At 35.3% G+C, this 20,503-nt stretch carries 17 protein-coding genes and 2 tRNA genes; 8 read left to right on the forward strand and 11 right to left on the reverse strand.

Translation table 11 applies throughout. The features are described 5' to 3' along the window. The first annotated feature begins 20 nt into the window (after positions 1-20). Both AP75_RS01150 and recJ read left to right on the forward strand, forming a co-directional pair. Positions 21-1,643 carry an ABC-F family ATP-binding cassette domain-containing protein gene (locus AP75_RS01150; protein ID WP_031502087.1) on the forward strand — a complete coding sequence of 541 codons (1,623 nt, stop codon included), beginning with the start codon at positions 21-23 and terminating at the stop codon, positions 1,641-1,643. A gap of 117 nt (positions 1,644-1,760) precedes the next feature. Next, on the forward strand, positions 1,761-3,470 hold the full coding sequence (gene recJ / locus AP75_RS01155) for a single-stranded-DNA-specific exonuclease RecJ (RefSeq protein ID WP_088263430.1): 1,710 nt from the start codon (positions 1,761-1,763) through the stop codon (positions 3,468-3,470). A 16-nt stretch (positions 3,471-3,486) separates the two neighbouring features. Here the strand turns inward: recJ and AP75_RS01160 are convergent, their stop codons facing one another. From AP75_RS01160 to AP75_RS01190, 7 genes are all read right to left on the reverse strand, one after another. Beyond that, positions 3,487-4,638 carry a hypothetical protein gene (locus AP75_RS01160; RefSeq protein ID WP_031502820.1) on the reverse strand — a complete coding sequence of 384 codons (1,152 nt, stop codon included), beginning with the start codon at positions 4,636-4,638 and terminating at the stop codon, positions 3,487-3,489. 126 nt (positions 4,639-4,764) lie between these two features. Beyond that, a complete protein-coding gene (locus tag AP75_RS01165) occupies positions 4,765-5,247 on the reverse strand; it encodes a hypothetical protein (RefSeq protein ID WP_031502819.1) in 483 nt (160 codons plus the stop codon). Positions 5,248-5,273: 26 nt separating this feature from the next. Continuing rightward, the gene (gene aroQ, locus AP75_RS01170) at positions 5,274-5,699 is read right to left on the reverse strand and encodes a type II 3-dehydroquinate dehydratase (RefSeq protein WP_031502813.1); all 426 of its coding nucleotides are present in this window, start codon (positions 5,697-5,699) and stop codon (positions 5,274-5,276) included. A gap of 64 nt (positions 5,700-5,763) precedes the next feature. Beyond that, positions 5,764-5,838, reverse strand: a tRNA-Glu gene (locus tag AP75_RS01175). Positions 5,839-5,856: 18 nt separating this feature from the next. Then, the gene (gene rpsT, locus AP75_RS01180) at positions 5,857-6,111 is read right to left on the reverse strand and encodes a 30S ribosomal protein S20 (protein ID WP_031502811.1); all 255 of its coding nucleotides are present in this window, start codon (positions 6,109-6,111) and stop codon (positions 5,857-5,859) included. A gap of 85 nt (positions 6,112-6,196) precedes the next feature. Then, positions 6,197-6,271: transfer RNA gene (locus AP75_RS01185), tRNA-Glu, on the reverse strand. 61 nt (positions 6,272-6,332) lie between these two features. Continuing rightward, entirely contained in the window at positions 6,333-7,616 is a 1,284-nt protein-coding gene (locus AP75_RS01190; protein WP_031502809.1) for an N-acetylmuramoyl-L-alanine amidase, read from the reverse strand. Positions 7,617-7,671: 55 nt separating this feature from the next. On the opposite strand from AP75_RS01190, the gene AP75_RS01195 reads away from it, so the two are divergent. Genes AP75_RS01195 through AP75_RS01205 form a run of 3 tightly spaced genes read left to right on the forward strand, consistent with a single transcriptional unit; the run spans position 7,672 to position 11,155 of the window. Continuing rightward, positions 7,672-10,263, forward strand: a complete 2,592-nt coding sequence (locus AP75_RS01195; RefSeq protein WP_031502808.1) for a putative LPS assembly protein LptD — start codon at positions 7,672-7,674, stop codon at positions 10,261-10,263. Positions 10,264-10,315: 52 nt separating this feature from the next. Then, a complete protein-coding gene (locus AP75_RS01200) occupies positions 10,316-10,696 on the forward strand; it encodes a RidA family protein (protein ID WP_031502807.1) in 381 nt (126 codons plus the stop codon). After that, the gene (locus AP75_RS01205; RefSeq protein WP_088263421.1) at positions 10,697-11,155 is read left to right on the forward strand and encodes a hypothetical protein; all 459 of its coding nucleotides are present in this window, start codon (positions 10,697-10,699) and stop codon (positions 11,153-11,155) included. 33 nt (positions 11,156-11,188) lie between these two features. Here the strand turns inward: AP75_RS01205 and AP75_RS01210 are convergent, their stop codons facing one another. Beyond that, positions 11,189-12,697 (reverse strand): trypsin-like peptidase domain-containing protein, encoded by a 1,509-nt coding sequence (locus AP75_RS01210; protein WP_031502806.1) that lies wholly within the window; start codon positions 12,695-12,697, stop codon positions 11,189-11,191. A 305-nt stretch (positions 12,698-13,002) separates the two neighbouring features. Between AP75_RS01210 and AP75_RS01215 the strand changes: the two genes are divergently transcribed. Next, on the forward strand, positions 13,003-13,917 hold the full coding sequence (locus tag AP75_RS01215) for a dimethylarginine dimethylaminohydrolase family protein (RefSeq protein ID WP_031502805.1): 915 nt from the start codon (positions 13,003-13,005) through the stop codon (positions 13,915-13,917). A gap of 30 nt (positions 13,918-13,947) precedes the next feature. Further along, positions 13,948-14,949: a citrulline utilization hydrolase CtlX gene (gene ctlX / locus AP75_RS01220; protein WP_084186099.1), complete on the forward strand. Its 1,002-nt coding sequence runs from the start codon at positions 13,948-13,950 to the stop codon at positions 14,947-14,949. Between the two features lie 28 nt (positions 14,950-14,977). Here the strand turns inward: ctlX and AP75_RS01225 are convergent, their stop codons facing one another. The 3 genes from AP75_RS01225 to nadD all read right to left on the reverse strand — a co-directional run bounded on the left by AP75_RS01225 (position 14,978) and on the right by nadD (position 18,462). Further along, complete coding sequence (locus tag AP75_RS01225; protein ID WP_088263422.1) at positions 14,978-17,173, reverse strand: TonB-dependent receptor domain-containing protein; 2,196 nt, start codon at positions 17,171-17,173, stop codon at positions 14,978-14,980. A 347-nt stretch (positions 17,174-17,520) separates the two neighbouring features. Then, the gene (locus tag AP75_RS01230) at positions 17,521-17,859 is read right to left on the reverse strand and encodes a DUF3817 domain-containing protein (protein WP_031502803.1); all 339 of its coding nucleotides are present in this window, start codon (positions 17,857-17,859) and stop codon (positions 17,521-17,523) included. Between the two features lie 18 nt (positions 17,860-17,877). Next, positions 17,878-18,462 carry a nicotinate (nicotinamide) nucleotide adenylyltransferase gene (nadD, locus tag AP75_RS01235; RefSeq protein WP_031502801.1) on the reverse strand — a complete coding sequence of 195 codons (585 nt, stop codon included), beginning with the start codon at positions 18,460-18,462 and terminating at the stop codon, positions 17,878-17,880. A 243-nt stretch (positions 18,463-18,705) separates the two neighbouring features. Here nadD and AP75_RS01240 point away from each other — a divergent pair, with 243 nt between their 5' ends. Beyond that, positions 18,706-20,238 (forward strand): BamA/TamA family outer membrane protein, encoded by a 1,533-nt coding sequence (locus AP75_RS01240; protein ID WP_242589738.1) that lies wholly within the window; start codon positions 18,706-18,708, stop codon positions 20,236-20,238. Positions 20,239-20,503: the final 265 nt, after the last annotated feature.

Here is a 20,503-nt window from a genome sequence, read left to right on the forward strand (position 1 = left end):
CAACAAATTTACAAAACTATATGTTAACAGTATCTAATTTATCTTTACAATTCGGGAAAAGAGTACTTTTCGATGAAGTAAATATCATGTTTACCAAGGGAAATTGCTACGGAATTATTGGTGCAAACGGCGCTGGAAAATCTACTTTCCTTAAAATATTAACCGGAAAACAAGACCCAACTACTGGTTCGGTATCACTGGAACCAGGAAAAAGAATGTCGGTTTTGGAACAAGATCACTTTGCTTACGACAATTTCACGGTGCTCGAAACTGTACTGAGAGGAAATAAAAAACTTTTCGAAATCAAAGCTGAGATGGATGCACTTTATGCTAAAGAAGATTTCTCTGATGAAGATGGCATCAAAGCTGGAGAACTTGGCGTATTGTATGATGAAATGGGTGGATGGAACTCGGAATCTGATGCAATGACGATGCTTTCCAACGTCGGCATTAAAGAAGATATGCATTATCAATTGATGGGCGAACTTGAAAATAAAGACAAAGTAAAAGTTCTTTTGGCTCAAGCACTTTTTGGAAATCCGGACGTACTGATTCTTGATGAACCTACTAACGACCTTGATATCGACACCATTTCCTGGCTGGAAGACTTCTTGGCCGATTATGAAAACACAGTGATTGTAGTTTCGCACGACCGTCACTTCCTTGATACCGTTTGTACACACATCGGGGATTTAGATTATGCAAAATTAAATCTTTACACCGGAAACTATTCATTCTGGTATCAAGCTTCGCAACTTGCAACGAGACAACGTCAGCAAGCCAACAAAAAAGCTGAAGAAAAGAAGAAGGAACTTCAAGATTTCATCGCGAGATTCTCTTCCAACGTAGCGAAAGCAAAACAGGCAACTGCTCGTAAGAAAATGATCGATAAATTGAACATCGACGATATTAAACCTTCTTCTAGAAGATATCCGGCAATTATTTTCGATACAGAACGTGAAGCAGGAGATCAAATTTTAGAAGTAAAAGATTTAGAAAAAACAAAAGATGGCGAACTTCTATTTTCAAATATTAATTTGAATTTGAAGAAAAACGACAAAGTTGCGATTATTTCTAAAAACAGTTTGGCAATCACCGAATTTTTCGAGATTTTAGGAGGTAACGCGCAACCTGACCAAGGAAGTTACAATTGGGGAATCACGACTACACAATCTTACATGCCGCTCGACAATACGGATTTCTTCCAAGAAGACATCAATTTAGTAGATTGGTTACGCCAATTCACCAAAAATGACGAGGAACGCCATGAAGAATACATGAGAGGTTTCCTTGGTAAAATGCTTTTCTCGGGTGACGAAGCTTTAAAATCTTGTAAAGTGCTTTCAGGAGGAGAAAAAATGCGTTGCATGTTCTCTAGAATGATGTTGCAAAGAGCCAATGTTTTACTCCTTGATGAACCAACCAACCACTTGGATTTGGAGAGTATCACAACATTGAACAACTCCTTAACCAATTTTAAAGGAACAATTCTACTCTCTTCTCATGACCACGAAATGTTACAAACTGTTTGTAACAGAATCGTTGAGCTTACCCCAAAAGGAATTATCGATAGAGAAATGACTTACGATGAATATTTGGCCGACAAGAAAGTGAAAGAATTGCAACAACAGATGTATTCTTAAATACAAATAATTTTTATTTTAAAGCCGTTCGATTCAGTTTGAACGGCTTTTTTTATCGAAATACGAACTCAGAAACCACCAATTTCCCAACATTTTTTTTCGTATTTTTGTAACATGATGAGTCAAAAATGGATTTATAAGCCCGAACCCAATGCCGATACGGTCGATGGAATAAGTTCCTCGCTTGGTTTTGGAACTTTTGAATCTAAAATCCTTGTTCTTCGCGGCATTGATAATTACCAGAAAGCAAGAGAATTTTTCAAACCGAATCTCAACGATATCCACAATCCCTTTCTGATGAAAGATATGCAGCTCGCGGTAGACCGAATCGCAACTGCCATAGAAAACGGAGAGAAAATATTGGTTTACGGCGATTATGATGTCGACGGAACTACGGCGGTTGCTCTCATGTACCTTTATTTAAGTAAAATTGTAGATAAAAAATATCTCGATTTTTATATTCCAGATCGAAATTCTGAAGGATATGGAATCTCTAACGAAGGAATTGATTTTGCAAAAGAGAACAATTTTGCACTAATAATCGCACTCGATTGCGGAATAAAAGCCATCGATAAAATTGAATACGCCAAAAATCTAGGGGTAGATTTCATCATTTGCGATCACCATTTGCCGGGAGAAGAAATTCCTAAAGCCGTTGCCGTTTTAGATCCAAAAAGAAAAGATTGCCGTTATCCGTTCAAAGAACTTTCGGGTTGTGGTGTTGGATTTAAATTATGCCAAGGACTCAATACAATATATAAAATTCCGGAGGCAGAATTATTTGAACTCACCGATTTGCTAGCCATTTCCATCGCAGCGGATATCGTTTCGATGACGGGCGAAAACAGAGTTTTGGCAAAACAAGGTCTAAAGGTTTTAAGAAAATCAAGAAATTTGGGATTAAGGATGCTTATTCCGGAAGATAAATTAGCAACTTTTGAAATCTCAAATATCGTTTTCGAAATTGCTCCAAAAATTAATGCAGCGGGAAGAATATCGCACGGAAAAGCAGCTGTAGAATTGATGGTTTCTGATAATTTGAAACAAGCCCAACAAATCGTCAACGATATCATCACGCTCAATGATTCCAGAAGAGAAATGGACATGAGCAGTACCACGGAAGCGCTTTTACAAATCGAAGAAACCAACCAACTTGAAAATTACACAACGGTCGTTTATGGCTCCAATTGGAACAAAGGGGTGATCGGAATCGTAGCATCAAGACTTATTGAAAACTATTACAAACCTACTTTGGTTTTCACCGATGGAAATAACGGAGAATTGGTTGCTTCTGCGCGTTCGGTAGCGGATTTTGATGTGCACGACGCTTTGGAAAATTGCTCCGAATTTTTCACCAAATTCGGTGGTCATCCCGCTGCTGCAGGACTTTCTATGGAAAAAGACAAATTCGATTTGTTCCGAGAAAAATTTGAAAAAGTAGTTGCCGAAAAAATCCAAGAACACCAAAAAGAACCAAGCATCACTATCGATTCAGAAGTGGAAGTAGATGATTTGAACAAAGATTTCTTCAATTTCCATCGTAAACTTGCCCCTTTCGGACCTCATAATATGAAACCGGTTTTGGTTTTAAAAAATCAAAAAGTCGCCGGATACGTAAAAACGATGGGAAAAGATGCAACTCACATCAAATTCTACATTAAACAAGATTCAACCGGCCGAAACATCGAATGTGTTGGCTTTAAATTAGGAAAATTCGCTGATCAATTCCGCGAAAAAACTTTCGATATCGCCTTTACCTCCGAGGAAAATCATTGGAAAGGAAACGTTACTTATTTCCTGAACATTCGGGATGTAAAGTTTCATTAAAAAATTTAGAAAAAAATCAAAGTATTTTGTGCCTTTCAAATTCTTTGGCTCTATCGAAAAGAAAGCGATAAGTTGCCAATTTTCGAGTGACTTCAGTTTCCAAATTTTCTGCAATTTTCATCATTTTCGGATTGAAATCCCCGATCCATTGCATTTCGTAATCTTCAAAAGAAGTCGTTTCACGGAAATGTTTGGTGCCTTCCCAAATCATATATCCATCGATACCTTTTCGTTGCCACTCGGGAACAATTCCAAAAACCAAACCTACCATTTTCTTGTTGGTTTTGAACTTTTTCACGAAAAGAAATTTTAATTTTTGCCATAAACTAAACTTTCCATTCAAGTATTTCAACCACTGATTAAGATCGGGAATATTCATCCAAACAGCGATTGGTTTCTCCTTTTCATAAACAAACCACGAAATATGTTCGTTGATGATCGGTTTTAAAGTGGTGAATAGTTTTAGCGTTTGTAAATTTGAAAGTTGTTTTCCTTCTCCGTGGCTTGCCCAAGCTTTGTTGTAAACTTCCGTGAAATCATTTGCAAATTTTTTTAGGTTTTTCACCTTCATTCTTCGAGCAGAAATATTCTTATTTTTTGAAATTCTCGCATGCATTTGCAAAAAAATTTCTGCAACTGGATCATGAATTTTTCTTCCAAAACACAATTGATTGAAATAAATTTGGAAACCATAATTCTCAAAAAGCGTTTTGTAATAAGGCGGATTATAATTCATCCCATAAAGCGGTTCGCTATATCCATCGATCAAAAGTCCCCAAAATTTGTCGCGTTCCCCGAAATTAATCGGCCCGTCCATCGCTTCCATTCCTTTTTGCTGCAGTTCACTTTTTGCAAAATCGAAAATAAAATCTGCAGTTTTTTGATCATTAATACAATCGAAAAAACCAATTCCGCCGGTTGGCTGACTTTGTTTATATTTTTTACTGATAAAAACAGCAATTTTCCCTACGGTTTCACCTTTGTTATTCACAAAAAGAAATCTTTCACATTCTCCTGAACGAAAAAATTTATTATTTTTCACATCGAAAACCTGCTCAATATCTTGATCAAGCGGCCGAATGTAGTTTGGATCGTTCATCAGGAGCCTTCCCGGAAAATCTAAAAATTCTTGAATATGGTTGTGGGAAACGATTTTAATTGCCTTCATTTCTCAAAAATAGGATTTTGTATCTTATAAATACAATTCTTTAGAAAAATTATAAACGAGATGAGCCTTCAATTTTAAAGCGTAATGGACATTTGTCTAAAAAAAAAAGCTAACGAGAATAGTCGTTTAGAAATTTGGACAATCTTGAACTTTAATATTAGGAATATTAAGCGTTTTACGATCTAAGGTAACCTTCACTTCCTGAAAATCACCGTAAACACAATCGCCTGTTGTATCTTTGAAATCGCCATTCGTTGCTTCAATTTTTACATTATTCCCGTACAAAGTGTAATTATTTTCATTAAAGTCAAATCGGTTTAAAGTATAATCTTTTCCATCAATTTTAATGATTCCTTGGTTGGAATTTTGGTCATAATAGAAAAGTGTTTTTCCTTCCTGCGTGAAAATTGCTCGGCCAATCTCGGCCGATATATCTTGTGGGATTACATTGAAAACTCCGGAATATTCAGGATTTTCTATGTTTGAATTAGTTGTACTATCAGAAATGGTATTTTCAGAATTTTGTTGGGAAACTTGGGTAACATGTTCAACATCTTTTTTGCAAGACACCAAAACCGCAAGAGCAATGATTGGAAGAAAATTCTTCATAATTTTTTCTTACAACTCATCAATAATCATTCCTTATGGTGTTCTAGAAGTAAATTCGTAATTGCTAGACGGTATCCATTCAGTCCAAAACCACTCAACACTGCATCCGTGTTCGGTGCAGTAACCGATTTTTGCCGAAATTCTTCTCTCTTGTAAATGTTGCTGATGTGAACCTCAATTTTGGGTTTCGGAATATTTTTAAGACAATCCGCGATTGCATACGAATAATGCGTGTAAGCACCAGGATTGATCACCAATGCATCGAAATCATCTTGTTGCATTCGATTGATGAGTTCACCTTCTACATTAGATTGGAAGAAATCTATATGATGCTGATTAAAATCTGATTTCAAAGTTTCGAGATAATCTTCCATGGAAATATTGCCATATATTTCTGGCTCACGCGTTCCGAGAAGATTAAGGTTGGGACCATTGATAATGAGTATTTTCATAAGTACAAAATAACTAATCAAATATAAACATAAAAAAACTTCCGAAAAAAAATTTTCGGAAGTTTGGTAGCCCGTAGGGGAGTCGAACCCCTCTTACCAGGATGAAAACCTGAGGTCCTAACCGATAGACGAACGGGCCGTGCGTCTTTTTATAAGGTTACGCTAATTTATTAACGTGCTTAGTCAACTTGCTTTTTAAGTTTGCAGCTTTGTTTTTGTGGATAATGTTTTTCTTCACCAATTTATCCAACAAAGAGATTACTTTTGGCAACTGTTCAACAGCAACTTTTTTGTCTTCTTCATTTCTCAGTACTTTCAAAGCTGTTCTAGCAGTCTTGTGATAGTATCTGTTTCTTAATCTTTTCTTTTCGCTTTGTCTGATTCTTTTCAGAGCTGATTTATGATTTGCCATATCTTCTAAAACTTGGGTGCAAAGATATAATTCTTTTTTTTAATTACAAAATATTTTTTTCACTTTTTTTCAGAATTTTCATTCTTGGTAGCCTATAGGGGAATCGAACCCCTGTTGCAAGAATGAAAATCTTGAGTCCTTACCACTAGACGAATAGGCCTTTGTTTTGAGGACTGCAAAAATAGAAACTATTTTTTAAACGCACAATACTTTTTAAAAAATTATTTTAAATTTTTCTGAATCACGGTATTTTTAATTCCCTTATCCTCTAATGTTTTTTGGGCTTTTACGGCTTCTTCCAAACTTGAGAATCTTCCGTAAGTATAGTAGAATTTGCCATTTTCCTTCGTGCGAACCACATCTTTTAAGGTATTTAACATATAAGAGTTTGCATTAAGTTTCTGCTCAGTTACGGCGATTTCTATGGTATAATAACCAATTCCTAATTTTTGGTTGGGAACAAAAGAGATCGAGGTAGCATTTCGGAATCCAGCTTCCTTCGCAGTTTTTATATTATTGTCTCGTACGGAGGCGAAATTGGTTGTTCCGTAATAATATTTATACAATCCATTCTCTTTTATGGTAAGAATGTAATTTAAACCTTTTAGTGCGGGATCATTATCATTATATTTGCTCGGAGAAGACATTAACAAAATTCTAAAATCATTTTTCAGTGGCTTTTCAACAGGTTTTTCGACTTCACTTTTTGCAATTGTATCGTTTCTGCCGATTGCTTTTTTATAACTTAGTATCGCATCATAAATACTTTCTGCAATTTCATTTTGATCTCTGTCAGATCCCAAATACATCGCATCTTCATAATTACTGATAAAACCGGTCTCGATAAGCACCGACGGCATCGCATTTAATCGAAGTACGTGCAAATTCTGTTGTTTTACTCCCCGCGAAAATCTTTTATCCTTATTCGCGAAATTTCCTTCCACAAAACTCCCGAACAGCAAACTACTTTCCAAATACTTACTTTGTTGAATTTTCAATGCGATTAATGACTCCGGAGACTTCGGATCATAGCTAGCAAACATTTGCCGGTCTTTTTCATCCAAATAAATCACATCGTTTTCTGCTTTTGCCACTTCAAGGTTTGTTTTATTCTGGTCTGGACCTTGCACAAAAGTTTCAGTTCCGTAAGGTGAAGTTTTAACGTTAGCATTCACGTGAACGGATATAAACAAATCTGCTTTACTCCGATTAGCAAGCGTAGTTCGATCAGTCAATGAAGGATATTCATCAATTTTTCTGGTGTAAATTACTTTGAAATCTTTATCCTTCTCTAGCATTCTCCCTATTTTCAAAACAACAGACAGTGTAATATCTTTTTCACGCAACGTTCCCAACTCACTATAGTAGCGATTGGCACCATGATCGGAACCGCCATGCCCCGCATCTAAAACAATGGTGAACTTTTTTTGTGCACCACTGATGCTAAACAAAAGGAAAAAAACGAATAAAAAATATTTTTTAAAAGAAAAACTATGGGTAATCATCTTGAGATTTTAAAAATTATGCTAATTTTGACCACAAATTACAGAAATTATTGCCTTGGCCAAAACGAGCTTCAAAAATATATTACATATTCTAATTATCCTAATTTTTAACAGTTTTTTAGCACATTACAATGCTCAAAATTTGTCTGAAAACAAGATAGTTAACGATACAATTCGCAAATCTGACACCGTCGTTCTAAAAAAGGAACAGCTTGAGTCTGTGGTAGAAACAAAGGCAGACAACATCCGGAACGATATCCAAAAAAGGATGACTTACCTCAATAAAAAAGCGCAGGTAAAATATCAGGATATGCAAATTGATGCCGATTATATTTCTATCGATTGGGATAAATCGCTCATTTTTGCGAGAGGAGAATTGGATTCTTTAGGCAAAATAAAAAATCCGGCAATGGCCACCCAGGCCGGGAAAACCTACGAATACGACGAGTTCACTTATAATATTAAAACCCGCCAAGCCATTGCTTTCAATGCAAGAACGGAAGAAAGTGAAGGCGTGATTGTCGCGGAAAAAACTAAGAAATATAACGATTCTGTCTTCTTTATGAGAAGAGGAAAATATACTACCGATGAATATTTTATCAAGAAAAAAGATACCATTGCTGATTATTATTTGCTCGCCCCAAATATTAAACTAATTAAAGGAAAAGAAAAATCTCAAGTGATTACAGGACCTATACAAATGTATATCGAACAAGTTCCTACTCCACTGATTATGCCGTTTGCCATTTTGCCCTTTTCCGATAAAAGAAGCGCAGGAATATTAATCCCAAGTTTTGGTGAGCGAGAAGATGTAGGTTTTTTCCTGAACGGATTAGGTTATTATCAACCGATTGGGGAACATTTTGACTTAAAAATCCTTGCTGATCTTTATACAAAAGGGAGCTGGAACCTTCGACCCGAACTTAATTACAAAAAAAACTATCGCTATACCGGGAATTTCTCCGCAGATATCGGCACCACCGTTCGTGGGATCAAAGGACTTTCGGATTACACCAAATCTTCAACCTATCGAATTGCTTGGAGACATCAACAAGATGCGAAAGCCAATCCTTTCCTTACTTTTTCGGCTTCGGTAGATTTGGTGAGCAATAAATTTTATAATAATACGGTAAACAACAACTACGCATTCAACCAAAACAACCTGAATGCGCAACAAAACTCATCGATAAGTATTGTAAAACGGTTCCTCACTTTGCCCATTACCATTACCGGAACATCTTCTTATTCCCAGAATTTCTCCACCGGATTGGCGGATTTGAAACTGCCGGTTTTAAATGTGGCGATTAATCAGTTCTATCTGTTTAAACCAAAAACCGGTGTTCGACAAGGTCTTTTAGAAAACATCACGGTGAATACAGGCTTAAACTTTAATAATTACGTACAAACCAATGAAGGTGAGCTTTTCACCTCCACGATGTGGGACAAAATGCAAACCGGACTAAAAAACAATATTGCTCTCGGAACCAATACCACTATTGCAAAATATTTCACATTTTCTCTTTCAGCCAATATTGACAATGCGCTGACCACAAAAACATTAACGAGAACATACAATCCACTCACCAACACCGTGGATGATGTTCTGAATAAAAAAATTGCAGGTTATTCCTCTTTTTCAACAAGTGCGAGTTTGCAAACTGTACTATACGGAATGTTGAATTTCAAGAAAACATCTGGAATTCAGGCGATCCGACACATGATGACGCCACAAATTGGTTTTAGTTATTCTCCAGATTTCTCTGCATCGAATTTTGGTTATTATAAAAATTATTACAACGATCGCGGCGAGATGACCTCCTACTCTATTTTCGATCGCGGAATCGTGGGATCACCGAATTCGGCACTGGTACAAGCGATGACTTTTTCGATTAATAACAATTTGGAAATGAAAGTGAAATCGAAAAAAGACTCCACCGGAATCAAAAAAATTAAAATTTTTGAAAGTTTAAATTTTAATACCAGTTATAATTTCGCTGCACCGATCTACAAATGGTCGATGTTTACCTTCAGCGGGCAAACCAATATATTCGATAAATTAAATTTGAATACTGGATTAACATTGGAACCTTATCAGATTGTTTTTACGCCAGGCGAAAATACCGGAATCCGAACTGATAATTTTGGGCATTTCAGCGTTCAAGGGTTCAATGCTCAACTTTCTTACCCGCTTAGTAGCACAATTTTCGAAAAGAAAGATAAGGAAGAAGCATCTAAAAAATATAATAAAAAAGGCGAAATCCGCAATGAGAATTATTACTTTGATGAGGATAATTATTCTCGTTTCGAACAGCCCTGGACCTTAAATGTGAATGCCCAATATAGCTACACAAGAAGTTTAACCCGTTTTGGAAATAAAATGGCTTCGGTAGGTTTGGACGGAAGTATCAAGCTAACCCCATTTTGGAATATTACCGGAAACCTTTACTACGACGTAATTACCAAAGAAATTGCCAATACGCAGATCGGTTTCTCGCGAGATCAAAGGAGTTTCACGATAAATTTCAATTGGATTCCTTATGGACAGTACAAAGTGTACGATTTTTTCATCGGGATTAAAGCCAACATCCTGCGAGATGCGCTGAAATATAAGGACAGAAGTTTCACCCAACCGAATGCACCTTTCTAAAACATTTTAAAGAATTAAACATAAGTTTTATATTTGCTCAAATTATGTCATCATGAAAAAAATAATATCTACTACCAATGCTCCCGCTGCTATCGGACCTTATTCACAGGCAAATTTTGCCAACGGAATCTTATATATTTCCGGCCAAATTCCTGTAAATCCCGAAAATGGTAAGTTGGTAGAAGGCATTGAAAAGGAAACGCATCAAGTGATGAAAAATCTGGAAGCGATCCTTACTGAAGCTGGAATGACTTTTAAAAATGTTGTTAAAGCAACCATTTTTCTAAAAAACATGGACGATTTCGCGGTGATGAATGATATTTATGCATCCTATTTGGATGCGGACAGCTATCCGGCGAGAGAAACGGTACAGGTTTCTTGCTTGCCAAAAAATGTTGATATTGAAATTTCCATGATTGCTCATCAATTTTAAATGAATTTTCTTCGAAACACTTTTGCGGTTATTATTGGGCTTGCTGTAGCTGCACTCATCATTACTTTGGGAATAAGACTCAATTCCTCGTGGATTACTTATGAAGATTTCACACCTTTTAAGCGCTGGGAAACCTTGCTGAAATCAGTGGAACATAAACCTTATTTCTTTGTCGCATTGCTGATTTCCTCGGGAATTGCTGCTACGGTTGGTGGAGTTGTTACTGCGATTGTAGTGAAGTATGCAAAAGTGGCTTATGCAATTTTGATTGGGTTCATCTTGCTATTTATTGCGATGCTCGATATTATTATTTTCCCTTATCATCCTACTTTTTATAAAATCCTTATTTTCCTCACTTTTTTTCCGTTTGCATGGATCGGCGGGAAGATTACCGAGGTCATTTATGAAAGAAAGAAGAAAAATACAAGAAAAATACAGCACAAAAAAAACGCAACTTAATGAGTTGCGTTTTTTGTTTTATTTAAATTTCATTTAAGGCATTTTGAAACCTCTTGTGGTAATTCTTCCGTATTCATCAACATATTTTACCTGAACGTTTCCGGTGTAACCCTGAAGAATTTTTTCAATATCTTTTTGGGAATTGACAGGTTTTCCATTTATTTCGATGACAATGTAATTATCAACAATTCCAATTTTGGACATTTCGCTTCCTTCCACTACATTTTTCGCTACAACACCACTAGTCAGTCCGTAATCAGTTTTGAAACGTTCGCTTAAAGGTTCAAACTCTGCACCAATTTTTTCAGTAACACTCAAGTCCGCTTTGCTTCTGAATGATGTTCCGCCTTTTTCATCCCTTAAAGTTACATTCACGGTATTTGTTCTGCCGTTTCTTAAATAAGTTACTGCAACTTTATCACCCGGTCTTTTGCTTCCAACTGCGAAAGAGAGATCGTAATAATTAGAGACCGCTGTTTCATCAACTTTAGTAATAATATCTCCAGGTCGTAACCCAGCAGCTTCAGCTCCGCCTTTATCTACGACTTCGATCAGATAAACACCATCGCCGGATTTAATGTTGGTTTTGTTTTGTTGGTTATAAATTGAAACCTGACGTGTGTCTGACAAATCCAATGATTTTACACCAAGGAATCCACGTTGCACCAATCCGAATTTCTTAATATCTTCAACAACTTTTCTAGCAAGGTTAGCCGGAACTGCGAAACCATAACCTTCATAGTATCCTGTTTTTGATGAGATTGCCGAGTTGATACCGATCAATTCACCATTCGGATTTACCAGCGCACCTCCGGAGTTTCCGGGATTAATCGCTGCATCAGTTTGGATAAAACTTTCGATCGGTGTTCTGGACTGCTGGCTCAAAAGATCAATACTTCTTCCTTTTGCAGAAACAATACCCGCAGTTACCGTAGAATTCAGACCCATCGGATTTCCGACTGCCAAAACCCACTGCCCAACTTCCACATTATCAGAATTGGCAAAATTAAGGTAAGGCAGTCCTTTTTCCTCAATTTTTAAAAGCGCAATATCTGTAGTCGGGTCGGTTCCTACCAAATTAGCGACGTACGATTTTTTGTTAGAAAGCACCACCTCAAGTTTACTCGCTCCTGCTACTACATGGTTGTTTGAAATGATATAACCGTCAGGGGAAATAATAACTCCGGAACCCATTCCCGAAGGCATGTCTTTCGGTGCCTGCTGCTGTTTTGGCTGTCCGCCAAAGGGATTGCCGAAGAACTGATCAAACAAATCCTGTTCGCTTCGTTGAGACGTTCTGTTTGAGTAATTTTTAATACTAACTACCGCCGGAACAGTCATTTTAGACGCTTTCACAAAGTCGTCACCAACGCCGGTCATATTAAATGATGCGTATTTGGCATCATTGTTTTTGGGTGCAAAATAGGAAAACTCGGAATCGGAATTTTTATCACTGAAATAGTGAATTGCTCCAAAGGTGGTAGCCCCGGAAATTACACCTACAAAGGTGTAAGGAATCAGTTTTTTTAATGTATTATTTATGTCCATAATCTATTAACTAAATTTATTTTTTGTAGTTCAAATTTAATACTAAATGAGTATTATTTAAAAATGCTTTGTTTCAACTTTAACGAAAAATTAACAAGAATTATAAAATTTTAATGATAATCCTCTCTATAGCGATAAATTTAAGCAAAATTATACCAATCAATTGATAAATAACTCATCAGGATTTATTGTCATAAAATCAATAAAATCATCTGCCAAATCGTCATCAAACCCAAATTACGGAAAAATTTCTCCACCTCAATTGCTTTGTTTAAATTTGTTACCATCACTATTTTTTTATGAAACTTAAAATTACCAACGAAACATCGAAACTAAAATCCGTTGTACTTGGCTTGCCAAATTCTATGGGTCCGGCCCATTCTTTAGAAGACAGCTATGATGCAAAATCCTATCATTCCTTACAAAACGGGATTTATCCTCAGGAAAAAGATATCGTCGATGAGATGACTGCCTTCGAAAAAGTTTTGAAAAAACACGATGTGGAGGTCTACAGACCGCACCTTATTGAGAACTATAATCAGGTTTTTGCGCGCGATGTCGCTTTCGTGATTGATGATAAAATGATTATTTCAAACATCATTCAGGATAGATATGACGAGCAGGATGCCTACCGAAAAATCTTTGCCCGGGTCGGCTGGAAAAAAATTATCAATTTACCCGACAGTGCTCATATTGAAGGTGGTGATGTAATTGTATGTAACGATTTCCTGTTCATCGGGACTTGTTTTTCCGAAGATTACCGCAGTTTCAAAACCGCGAGAACAAATGAATATGCGATTGAAATCCTGAAAGAATATTTTCCGAAGAAAAGAATTATCGACCTGGAACTGAAAAAAAACGACACCAATCCTTTTGAAGGAATTTTACATTTGGATTGCACGTTCAATCCGGTTGGGAAAGACAAATGCATTATTTACAAAGACGGATTTGTGGACGAAAGCGATTACCGACTTCTAATCGATATTTTCGGGGAAGAAAATTGCTTTCATGTGACGCAACAAGAAATGTTCGAAATGAATCCTAATATTTTCTCGATTTCACCGGAAATTGTAGTTTCTGATGAGCGTTTTACCCGTCTGAACAGCCATCTTCGCAAAGAATGGGGAATGACGGTTGAGGAAATCCCATACCATGAAATTTCGAAAATGGGCGGGCTACTCAGATGTTCCACATTGCCATTAGTAAGAGAATAAATTTCTTTTTAGATTCAAATTATTTAAAAAATGCAGACAACAAACACCGTGCTCATGATTGAGCCAGTTGCATTCGGATACAATGCCCAAACTGCGGAAAACAACTATTTCCAAGTGGAGCAAAAAGGTGCCAATACGCAAAGTAAAGCTCTCGTTGAGTTCAATAATTTTGTAGAAAAACTTCGAAATAAAGGCATCAATGTGATTGCCGTGAAAGATACTTTGGAACCATACACTCCGGATTCCATTTTCCCGAACAATTGGGTGAGTTTCCACAAAGACGGAAAGGTAGTTTTGTACCCGATGTTTGCTCCAAACCGACGAGCAGAACGCCGAATGGATATTTTGGAAATCCTTAAAAACAATGGTTTCGAAATCACGGAAATCGATGATTTTACCGCTTCTGAAAATGAAAATAAATTTTTGGAAGGAACAGGAAGCATGATTTTCGATCACGACAATAAAATTGCTTATGGCTCAGTTTCTCTTCGTTTGGATGAAGAACTTTTCAAAGAATTCTGCGCAAAATATGGTTTTACGCCGATTGTTTTTCATTCTTATCAAAATGCGGGCGACGATAGATTACCGATTTACCACACCAATGTGATGATGTGCGTTGCTGATCAGTTTGTGGTAATTTGCCTCGATTGTATCGATGATGAATTGGAACGCGAAAAAGTTCAAGAAGTCATCAAATCCAGCGGAAAAGAAATCATCGAAATTTCTGAAGATCAATTACAACAATTCGCTGGAAATATGCTTCAGATACAAAATTCCGAAGGAAAAAAATTCTTGGTAATGAGCCAAACTGCTTATCAATCTTTGAATCCGGAACAAATAAATTCCATCGAAAAATATTGTGAAATCATTTATTCGGACCTCAATACCATCGAAGTAAACGGCGGCGGAAGCGCAAGATGCATGTTGGCGGAAGTTTTTTTTGCCGAAATCTTCATCTTAAATTTCTTAAAAGAAAATACATTAATTCAAATTAAAACCAAAAATCACCGAAAATTTTCGGTGATTTTTTAGTTAAATGAAAAAATAAATGTTCTGAAAATTATCCTCCGGTTCTTTTTCGGATTTCGTCGTTTGCGTTTTGAGATTTTCGGATTTTTTGCAATTTTTGGTTTCCGAAATTATAAGTTGCTGTGAAAGTTACTTGTCTATTGTACTGGTTTTGCTTCACGATATTGTAATATCCGTTGTCTTGTCTGCTGTCAATATCTACTTTATTCTGTCCTAAAATATCGCTGCCTTCTAAGAGAAATGTCCAATCTTTCCAGATTTTTTTCAGGGAAAGATCTAAACTTTGTAAAGCGCCCAATTTTCCAAACTCGATTTCCTGCGAGGTTAAATAAAAATATTTAAGTCCGAAATACCAATCTTTTTTAGAAGAAAGCCGAATATCGTTGTTGAATTGTACTAAGCCAAAAGTCGTTTTTTTATCTAAAACAAAAGCTGGAAAAACATCTCCGGTGATCGGATCTGTGTTTACAATTCCATTGAAAATATTATGATTCACGGTTGCTGTATAATTGGCATTCCAAATTCCTTTGAAAAACATTTTTTGCATTCCAACAGTTAAACCAAACTCTTGTTTATCGCCATAATTGGTTCGGATATATCGCAATTCGGTAACGCCATCCATTTTTCTTTGGAGTGGAATCTGTTCCGAAACATCGGTAATATAGCTATGATTCAAAACCACAAAATAGGAGTTTTTCAACATATAATTCAACTCTTGGTTATAGTAAGTTGAAGCCTTCATGAAAGGATTATTCTGCACATAATTATTTTCTGTAAGATACATTCTCGTCGGATTCAATTGCCAGAAAGATGGCCACCTTATTCGACTAGAAAAGGCATAAGAAAGATTATTGTCTTTATTAATGGCATAATTTACAGAAAGATAAGGCAAGAAACTATTGTAATTTCTGTCGAAACTTTGATCTTTAGCAAGAACTTCGCCGTTGCTTTTGGTCATTTCAAGTCGGGATCCTATTTTTCCGGATAATTTTTCGCTAAAGCTTTTTTCCAAAGTCGCATAAAAACCAATGATGTTTTCATGATAAACAAAATGATTAGATTGTTCCGCATCTATCCCGGTTGGTGGAATAATACTTTCTAAAGTAGTGTCGTTATCGGTTTTTGTTTTATTGAAACTTCCTCCGAAGGAAAGTGTGGTTTCTTTTTTGAATTTTTGAATATAATCCGCCATAAATCCATAATTATTAATGATTTGTGGAGTTATTTGCTGAAATTTTCGCGAAATATTTTGAGTATCGAAATCGGTCGTCACATTCACGCTTTCCTGATTTCTATGATAAGTAAGATACGCAGAATTTAACATTAATTTACTGCCCAAATCATCGGTTTTCCATTCATAATTCAAATTAAATGAATGATTTTTAGTACGAGAATCTTCAACATTATTGGTGGTTGTTCTGCGAATAGTGTTTTCTATAAGATCCTTTCCTTCATTATATAAATCTGAAATAGAATTTAAACTCCAATTAAACCGATTATTGTAAGAAAAACCCAAATTTTGTTTTGCTGAAATTTCGTAATCCAAATTAATATAACCGCCAAGATTCAAATTAGGATCAGTAATTGTTCCTTTGGTGGTTTGTGCGAAGGTATTGTCACCATTTGCTAGTTGATAATATTGTCTTTGTGTCCAGCTTCCAAAATTCAAATTCCCGCTTCCGGCCAATTTTCCTTTTCTGAAATTAACTGAAAGTGCCGAAGAAGAATTGTTGAAATATCCTTGGTTATTTTCCATTTTCAGTGTACCGTTCACGCCATCACTCATTTTTTTCTTCATGACAATATTAATGATTCCATCATTACTTTCCACCTGAAATTCGCTAGAAGGAACTGTGATCACTTCAATTTTCGAAATATCTTCCGACGGTGTGGATTTCAACATTGCGATGATCGCTTCCGCATCCATATTGCTTTTTTTTCCGTTGATGAAAATCGTGGCGTTGTTTTTTCCTAAAATTTTCAAAGTTTTTTCGTCGGTAGAGGAAACCATTGGAGTGTCTTTCAAAAGATCAAACGAGTTGGTTCCTTTTGCGATTGGCGAATTGGCGACATCAAAAATTAATCGGTCCGATTTTTTTTGAAACACTTTTTTCGTCATCGAAATTTCTTCGATGTTCTGGGTTTTTACAGAATCTTTCTTCGGAGCTTCTTGTGCGAAAGCTACGATTCCGGAAAGGAATAAGAGGGTGATTAGTAATTTTTTCATGGTTTTAAGTTTTTTAAAAAAGAAAAAGAAGGAAGCGGTTATTAGTTTTTGAGGTTGAAGTTGGTTTTAGTTTTAAAATTTCTTCCTTCTCTTCTTTTCTGGTTATCGTTTTTAGTTGGGTTATTAATTTTACATTGCAAAGATATGTCAATATTTTAGTAATATGCAATACAAAGTAGTAAATAAATAAAATTTATCGATGTAACATATTGATTATCAATGTCAAAAATTTCAATAAAATTTTAATCTCATATAATTAGACAACCAAAATGTACTATTCGTTACATTCAAACATAAAAAAAAAGCAAAAAAATTGCTCTTAAAATCCTTAAATTCTTAAAATCGCTTTATTCCCGATTAAACTGAGCCAGTTTTTTTTCAACCCAAATCGTAGCAAACGGAAAAAATGCAGAAACCAACGCAAAAACGCTATCTTCATCATCCCACTGATAAATTTTTCTCATTGGTAAAAGCATTAAAAGGTAAAGTGTAAAAAATAATCCGTGGATATTTCCGATGATAATAATGTAAATCGTGGGCAAAATTCCTTCTCGATCATAACGGATCCAAATCATCGCCGTGAAAAGAAAAAACCAGGAAACGGCTTCTAATAAACAGATTTGGTTAAACCATTTGATGAGTTTTTGATCCGAATAACGTGAAAAATATTTTTCGATAATGTTCATTTCTAAATTTTCTGATTTCTATTTATAAAAATTACTTCCATCCAAATATTCGAAAACTTCAGGTGGCAACATCGGGCGAACATTTTTCTCATTTTTTATCATATTTCTGATTTCAGTCGCGGAAAGTTCGATAATTGGCGCATTAACCATCGAAATATTTTCATGCTTCAAATATTCATTTTCTTGTTTTTCACCTGCAAAAAGTCTTGGATAAACAATGATTTGATAATTTTCAATCAACTTATCTGCATTCTTCCATTTTGGTAAACCTTTCAAATTATCTTCTCCCATAATCAAAGCGAACGAATGATCCGGATATTTCTCTTTCAAATAGGTCAAAGTGTCGATCGTGTAACTCGGTTTGGGTAAGGAAAATTCAACATTCGATGCCCGCATTTTCGGATAATTTTTTACTGAAAGTTGTACCATATCCAATCGATTGTGATCCTTAAGTAAAGTTTTTTTGTCTTTAAAAGGATTTTGCGGACTCACCACAAACCACAATTCCGCCATATCCGAATTTTCGAGAATATAATTTGCTAAAATTAAATGACCAATGTGAATGGGATTAAAACTCCCGAAAAACAAACCTACTTTCTTCATAAATGTATGGAAAAACGAGAAATTTTTTAATCCTTAAAGGTAAAGAAATAATTTATTAAGCGAAAGAAAACTAATGCTCATCACGTAAATTTCAAATATGGATTATTAAAAAAATATACTCAGAATATAATAATCTTCCGTAAATTGAGTTCCAATTGTGAAACGTTTCTCTTGCAAAAAATTTCATTCATAATTTTACTATTCTTCTGTGTTATTTTCAAAGCACAGCAGCATGAGTTTTGGTTGATCGATATCCAAACTCAGAAAAAAACTTTAGCTAAAGATTCCATCGCAGCAACCAAATTTTTAGATTCACTTTCTCAGAATAATTATTATTTAACTCAGCTCACAAACGTTAAAAAAGATCGAACCAAAACGGAAATCTATTTCGATAAGGGAAAAAATTTCAATGAAGCTTTGGTAAAAGTTGATGACGAAATTGCTAAAAACACCAACCATGCAAATCAATTTTTCACCAAAAATCTCGATTCTTTAAAAAAAGTGATTAATGAGAATTATCGAACCCAAGGATTTACTTTCAACCGCGTAAAATCTAAATTCCTGCGGATGGAAAATAATATTCCACAAATTGAGATTACAGTTATCAAAGGAAATCCGAGGAATATTGACGGTTTCGTAATAACAGGTTACGAAAAAGTACCCAAAAGGTTTATAAAAAATATTGAAAAAGAATTTCAGGGTAAAAAATATGACGATCAAAATTTGTTGAGAATTAATCAATCACTGCAAAATCATCCGTTTTTACTTTTAGAAAAACCACCTCAAACTCTTTTTACGAAAGATTCCACGCAAGTTTTCCTGTTTCTGAAAAAGAAAAAAACAAACACATTCGATGGAATTATAGGTTTTGGAAATGACAATTCAGACAAATTCACATTCAACGGAAGTTTAAATGTGAACTTTAAAAATATGTTTAATGCTTTTGAAACAGTGAATGTTTTCTGGCAGAGAAACCCGGACAAAGGACAAACTTTTTATTTGAAAACGGATATTCCTTATCTGTTTAAGTCCAATTTCGGTACAAATATCAATATTAATATTTATCGCCAGGATTCAACTTTTGCTAATGTAAAATTTCTACCAAGTTTGTATCTTCATTTGAGCAACAGACAAAAATTAGGACTTCGTGGAACCTTCGAAACGTCCGTTGTGATGGATTCTTTATATACTCAGGCTAAGGATTTCAGCAAAAAAGGAATTGGACTTTGGTACGAATTTAATGAACCGTCGGATGTGCAATTATTTCTTTATAAAACAAGAATACGCGCTGAAGCGGATTACTTTTCGACTAATTACTCAAAAGAAAACGTCAACGTCACCCAAAATAATTTTTACTTTTCGGGCGAAAGAAATTTCTATATTTCAGGAAATAATTATCTCAATTTAAAAGCCGAAACCGCATTAATCAATTCGAAAAACGAACTGGTGACCAACGAATTGTTGCGATTTGGCGGTTGGAATTCTTTTAGAGGATTTAATGAAAATACACTATTGGCAGACTTTTACTACTACGGAAGTGCGGAATACCGGTATCTGGTCGGAAGCCAATCGTTCTTTGATATTTTTGCACAATATGGCCAACTCAACAACAAAAATTTATCACTGAAACCTAAGCTTTATAGCTTCGGAATCGGTTTTAATTTCTTTCTGCCAATTGGCTTAATGACGTTCCAAATTTCAAATGGTAATGAATTTGGAAACCCCGTGAAATTTAGCGATACTAAGATTCATTGGGGAATTTTAAGTAGGTTTTAATTGAGTTCCAAATGTGTATAAATATAACTTAAAGCAATTATTTCTCAGATGAACATAGCGCTAAAAATGGTATAACGACTTAGTTTTTCTCAACAAGTGTCTAATTTCCAAGAGTAAATTTTAAATACTATACAGACGTATTTTCTACAAAAAAAGAATACACTGCACCTCCAATTTATTGTATTCAATTATTTTCTAATGCTATTAGTTTATAAATAAAAAAAGCTCAATCAAAAAAATGATTGAGCTTTAAAAAAAACTGGCG

The organism is Kaistella haifensis DSM 19056 (genome assembly GCF_000735695.2).
Taxonomy (GTDB): Bacteria; Bacteroidota; Bacteroidia; order Flavobacteriales; family Weeksellaceae; genus Kaistella; species Kaistella haifensis.

Bases quoted from the DNA above. Each gene is read 5' to 3' on its own strand.
- aroQ (WP_031502813.1), bottom strand. From the start codon at position 5,699: ATGAAAATACTCATTATCAATGGTCCCAACCTTAATCTTCTCGGAACG.
- nadD (WP_031502801.1), bottom strand. From the start codon at position 18,462: ATGAAGAAAGTAGGTTTGTTTTTCGGGAGTTTTAATCCCATTCACATT.
- rpsT (WP_031502811.1), bottom strand. From the start codon at position 6,111: ATGGCAAATCATAAATCAGCTCTGAAAAGAATCAGACAAAGCGAAAAG.
- AP75_RS01230 (WP_031502803.1), bottom strand. From the start codon at position 17,859: ATGAACATTATCGAAAAATATTTTTCACGTTATTCGGATCAAAAACTC.
- AP75_RS01215 (WP_031502805.1), top strand. From the start codon at position 13,003: ATGAAACTTAAAATTACCAACGAAACATCGAAACTAAAATCCGTTGTA.
- AP75_RS01190 (WP_031502809.1), bottom strand. From the start codon at position 7,616: ATGATTACCCATAGTTTTTCTTTTAAAAAATATTTTTTATTCGTTTTT.
- AP75_RS01225 (WP_088263422.1), bottom strand. From the start codon at position 17,173: ATGAAAAAATTACTAATCACCCTCTTATTCCTTTCCGGAATCGTAGCT.
- recJ (WP_088263430.1), top strand. From the start codon at position 1,761: ATGAGTCAAAAATGGATTTATAAGCCCGAACCCAATGCCGATACGGTC.
- ctlX (WP_084186099.1), top strand. From the start codon at position 13,948: ATGCAGACAACAAACACCGTGCTCATGATTGAGCCAGTTGCATTCGGA.
- AP75_RS01160 (WP_031502820.1), bottom strand. From the start codon at position 4,638: ATGAAGGCAATTAAAATCGTTTCCCACAACCATATTCAAGAATTTTTA.
- AP75_RS01150 (WP_031502087.1), top strand. From the start codon at position 21: ATGTTAACAGTATCTAATTTATCTTTACAATTCGGGAAAAGAGTACTT.
- AP75_RS01205 (WP_088263421.1), top strand. From the start codon at position 10,697: ATGAATTTTCTTCGAAACACTTTTGCGGTTATTATTGGGCTTGCTGTA.
- AP75_RS01165 (WP_031502819.1), bottom strand. From the start codon at position 5,247: ATGAAGAATTTTCTTCCAATCATTGCTCTTGCGGTTTTGGTGTCTTGC.
- AP75_RS01200 (WP_031502807.1), top strand. From the start codon at position 10,316: ATGAAAAAAATAATATCTACTACCAATGCTCCCGCTGCTATCGGACCT.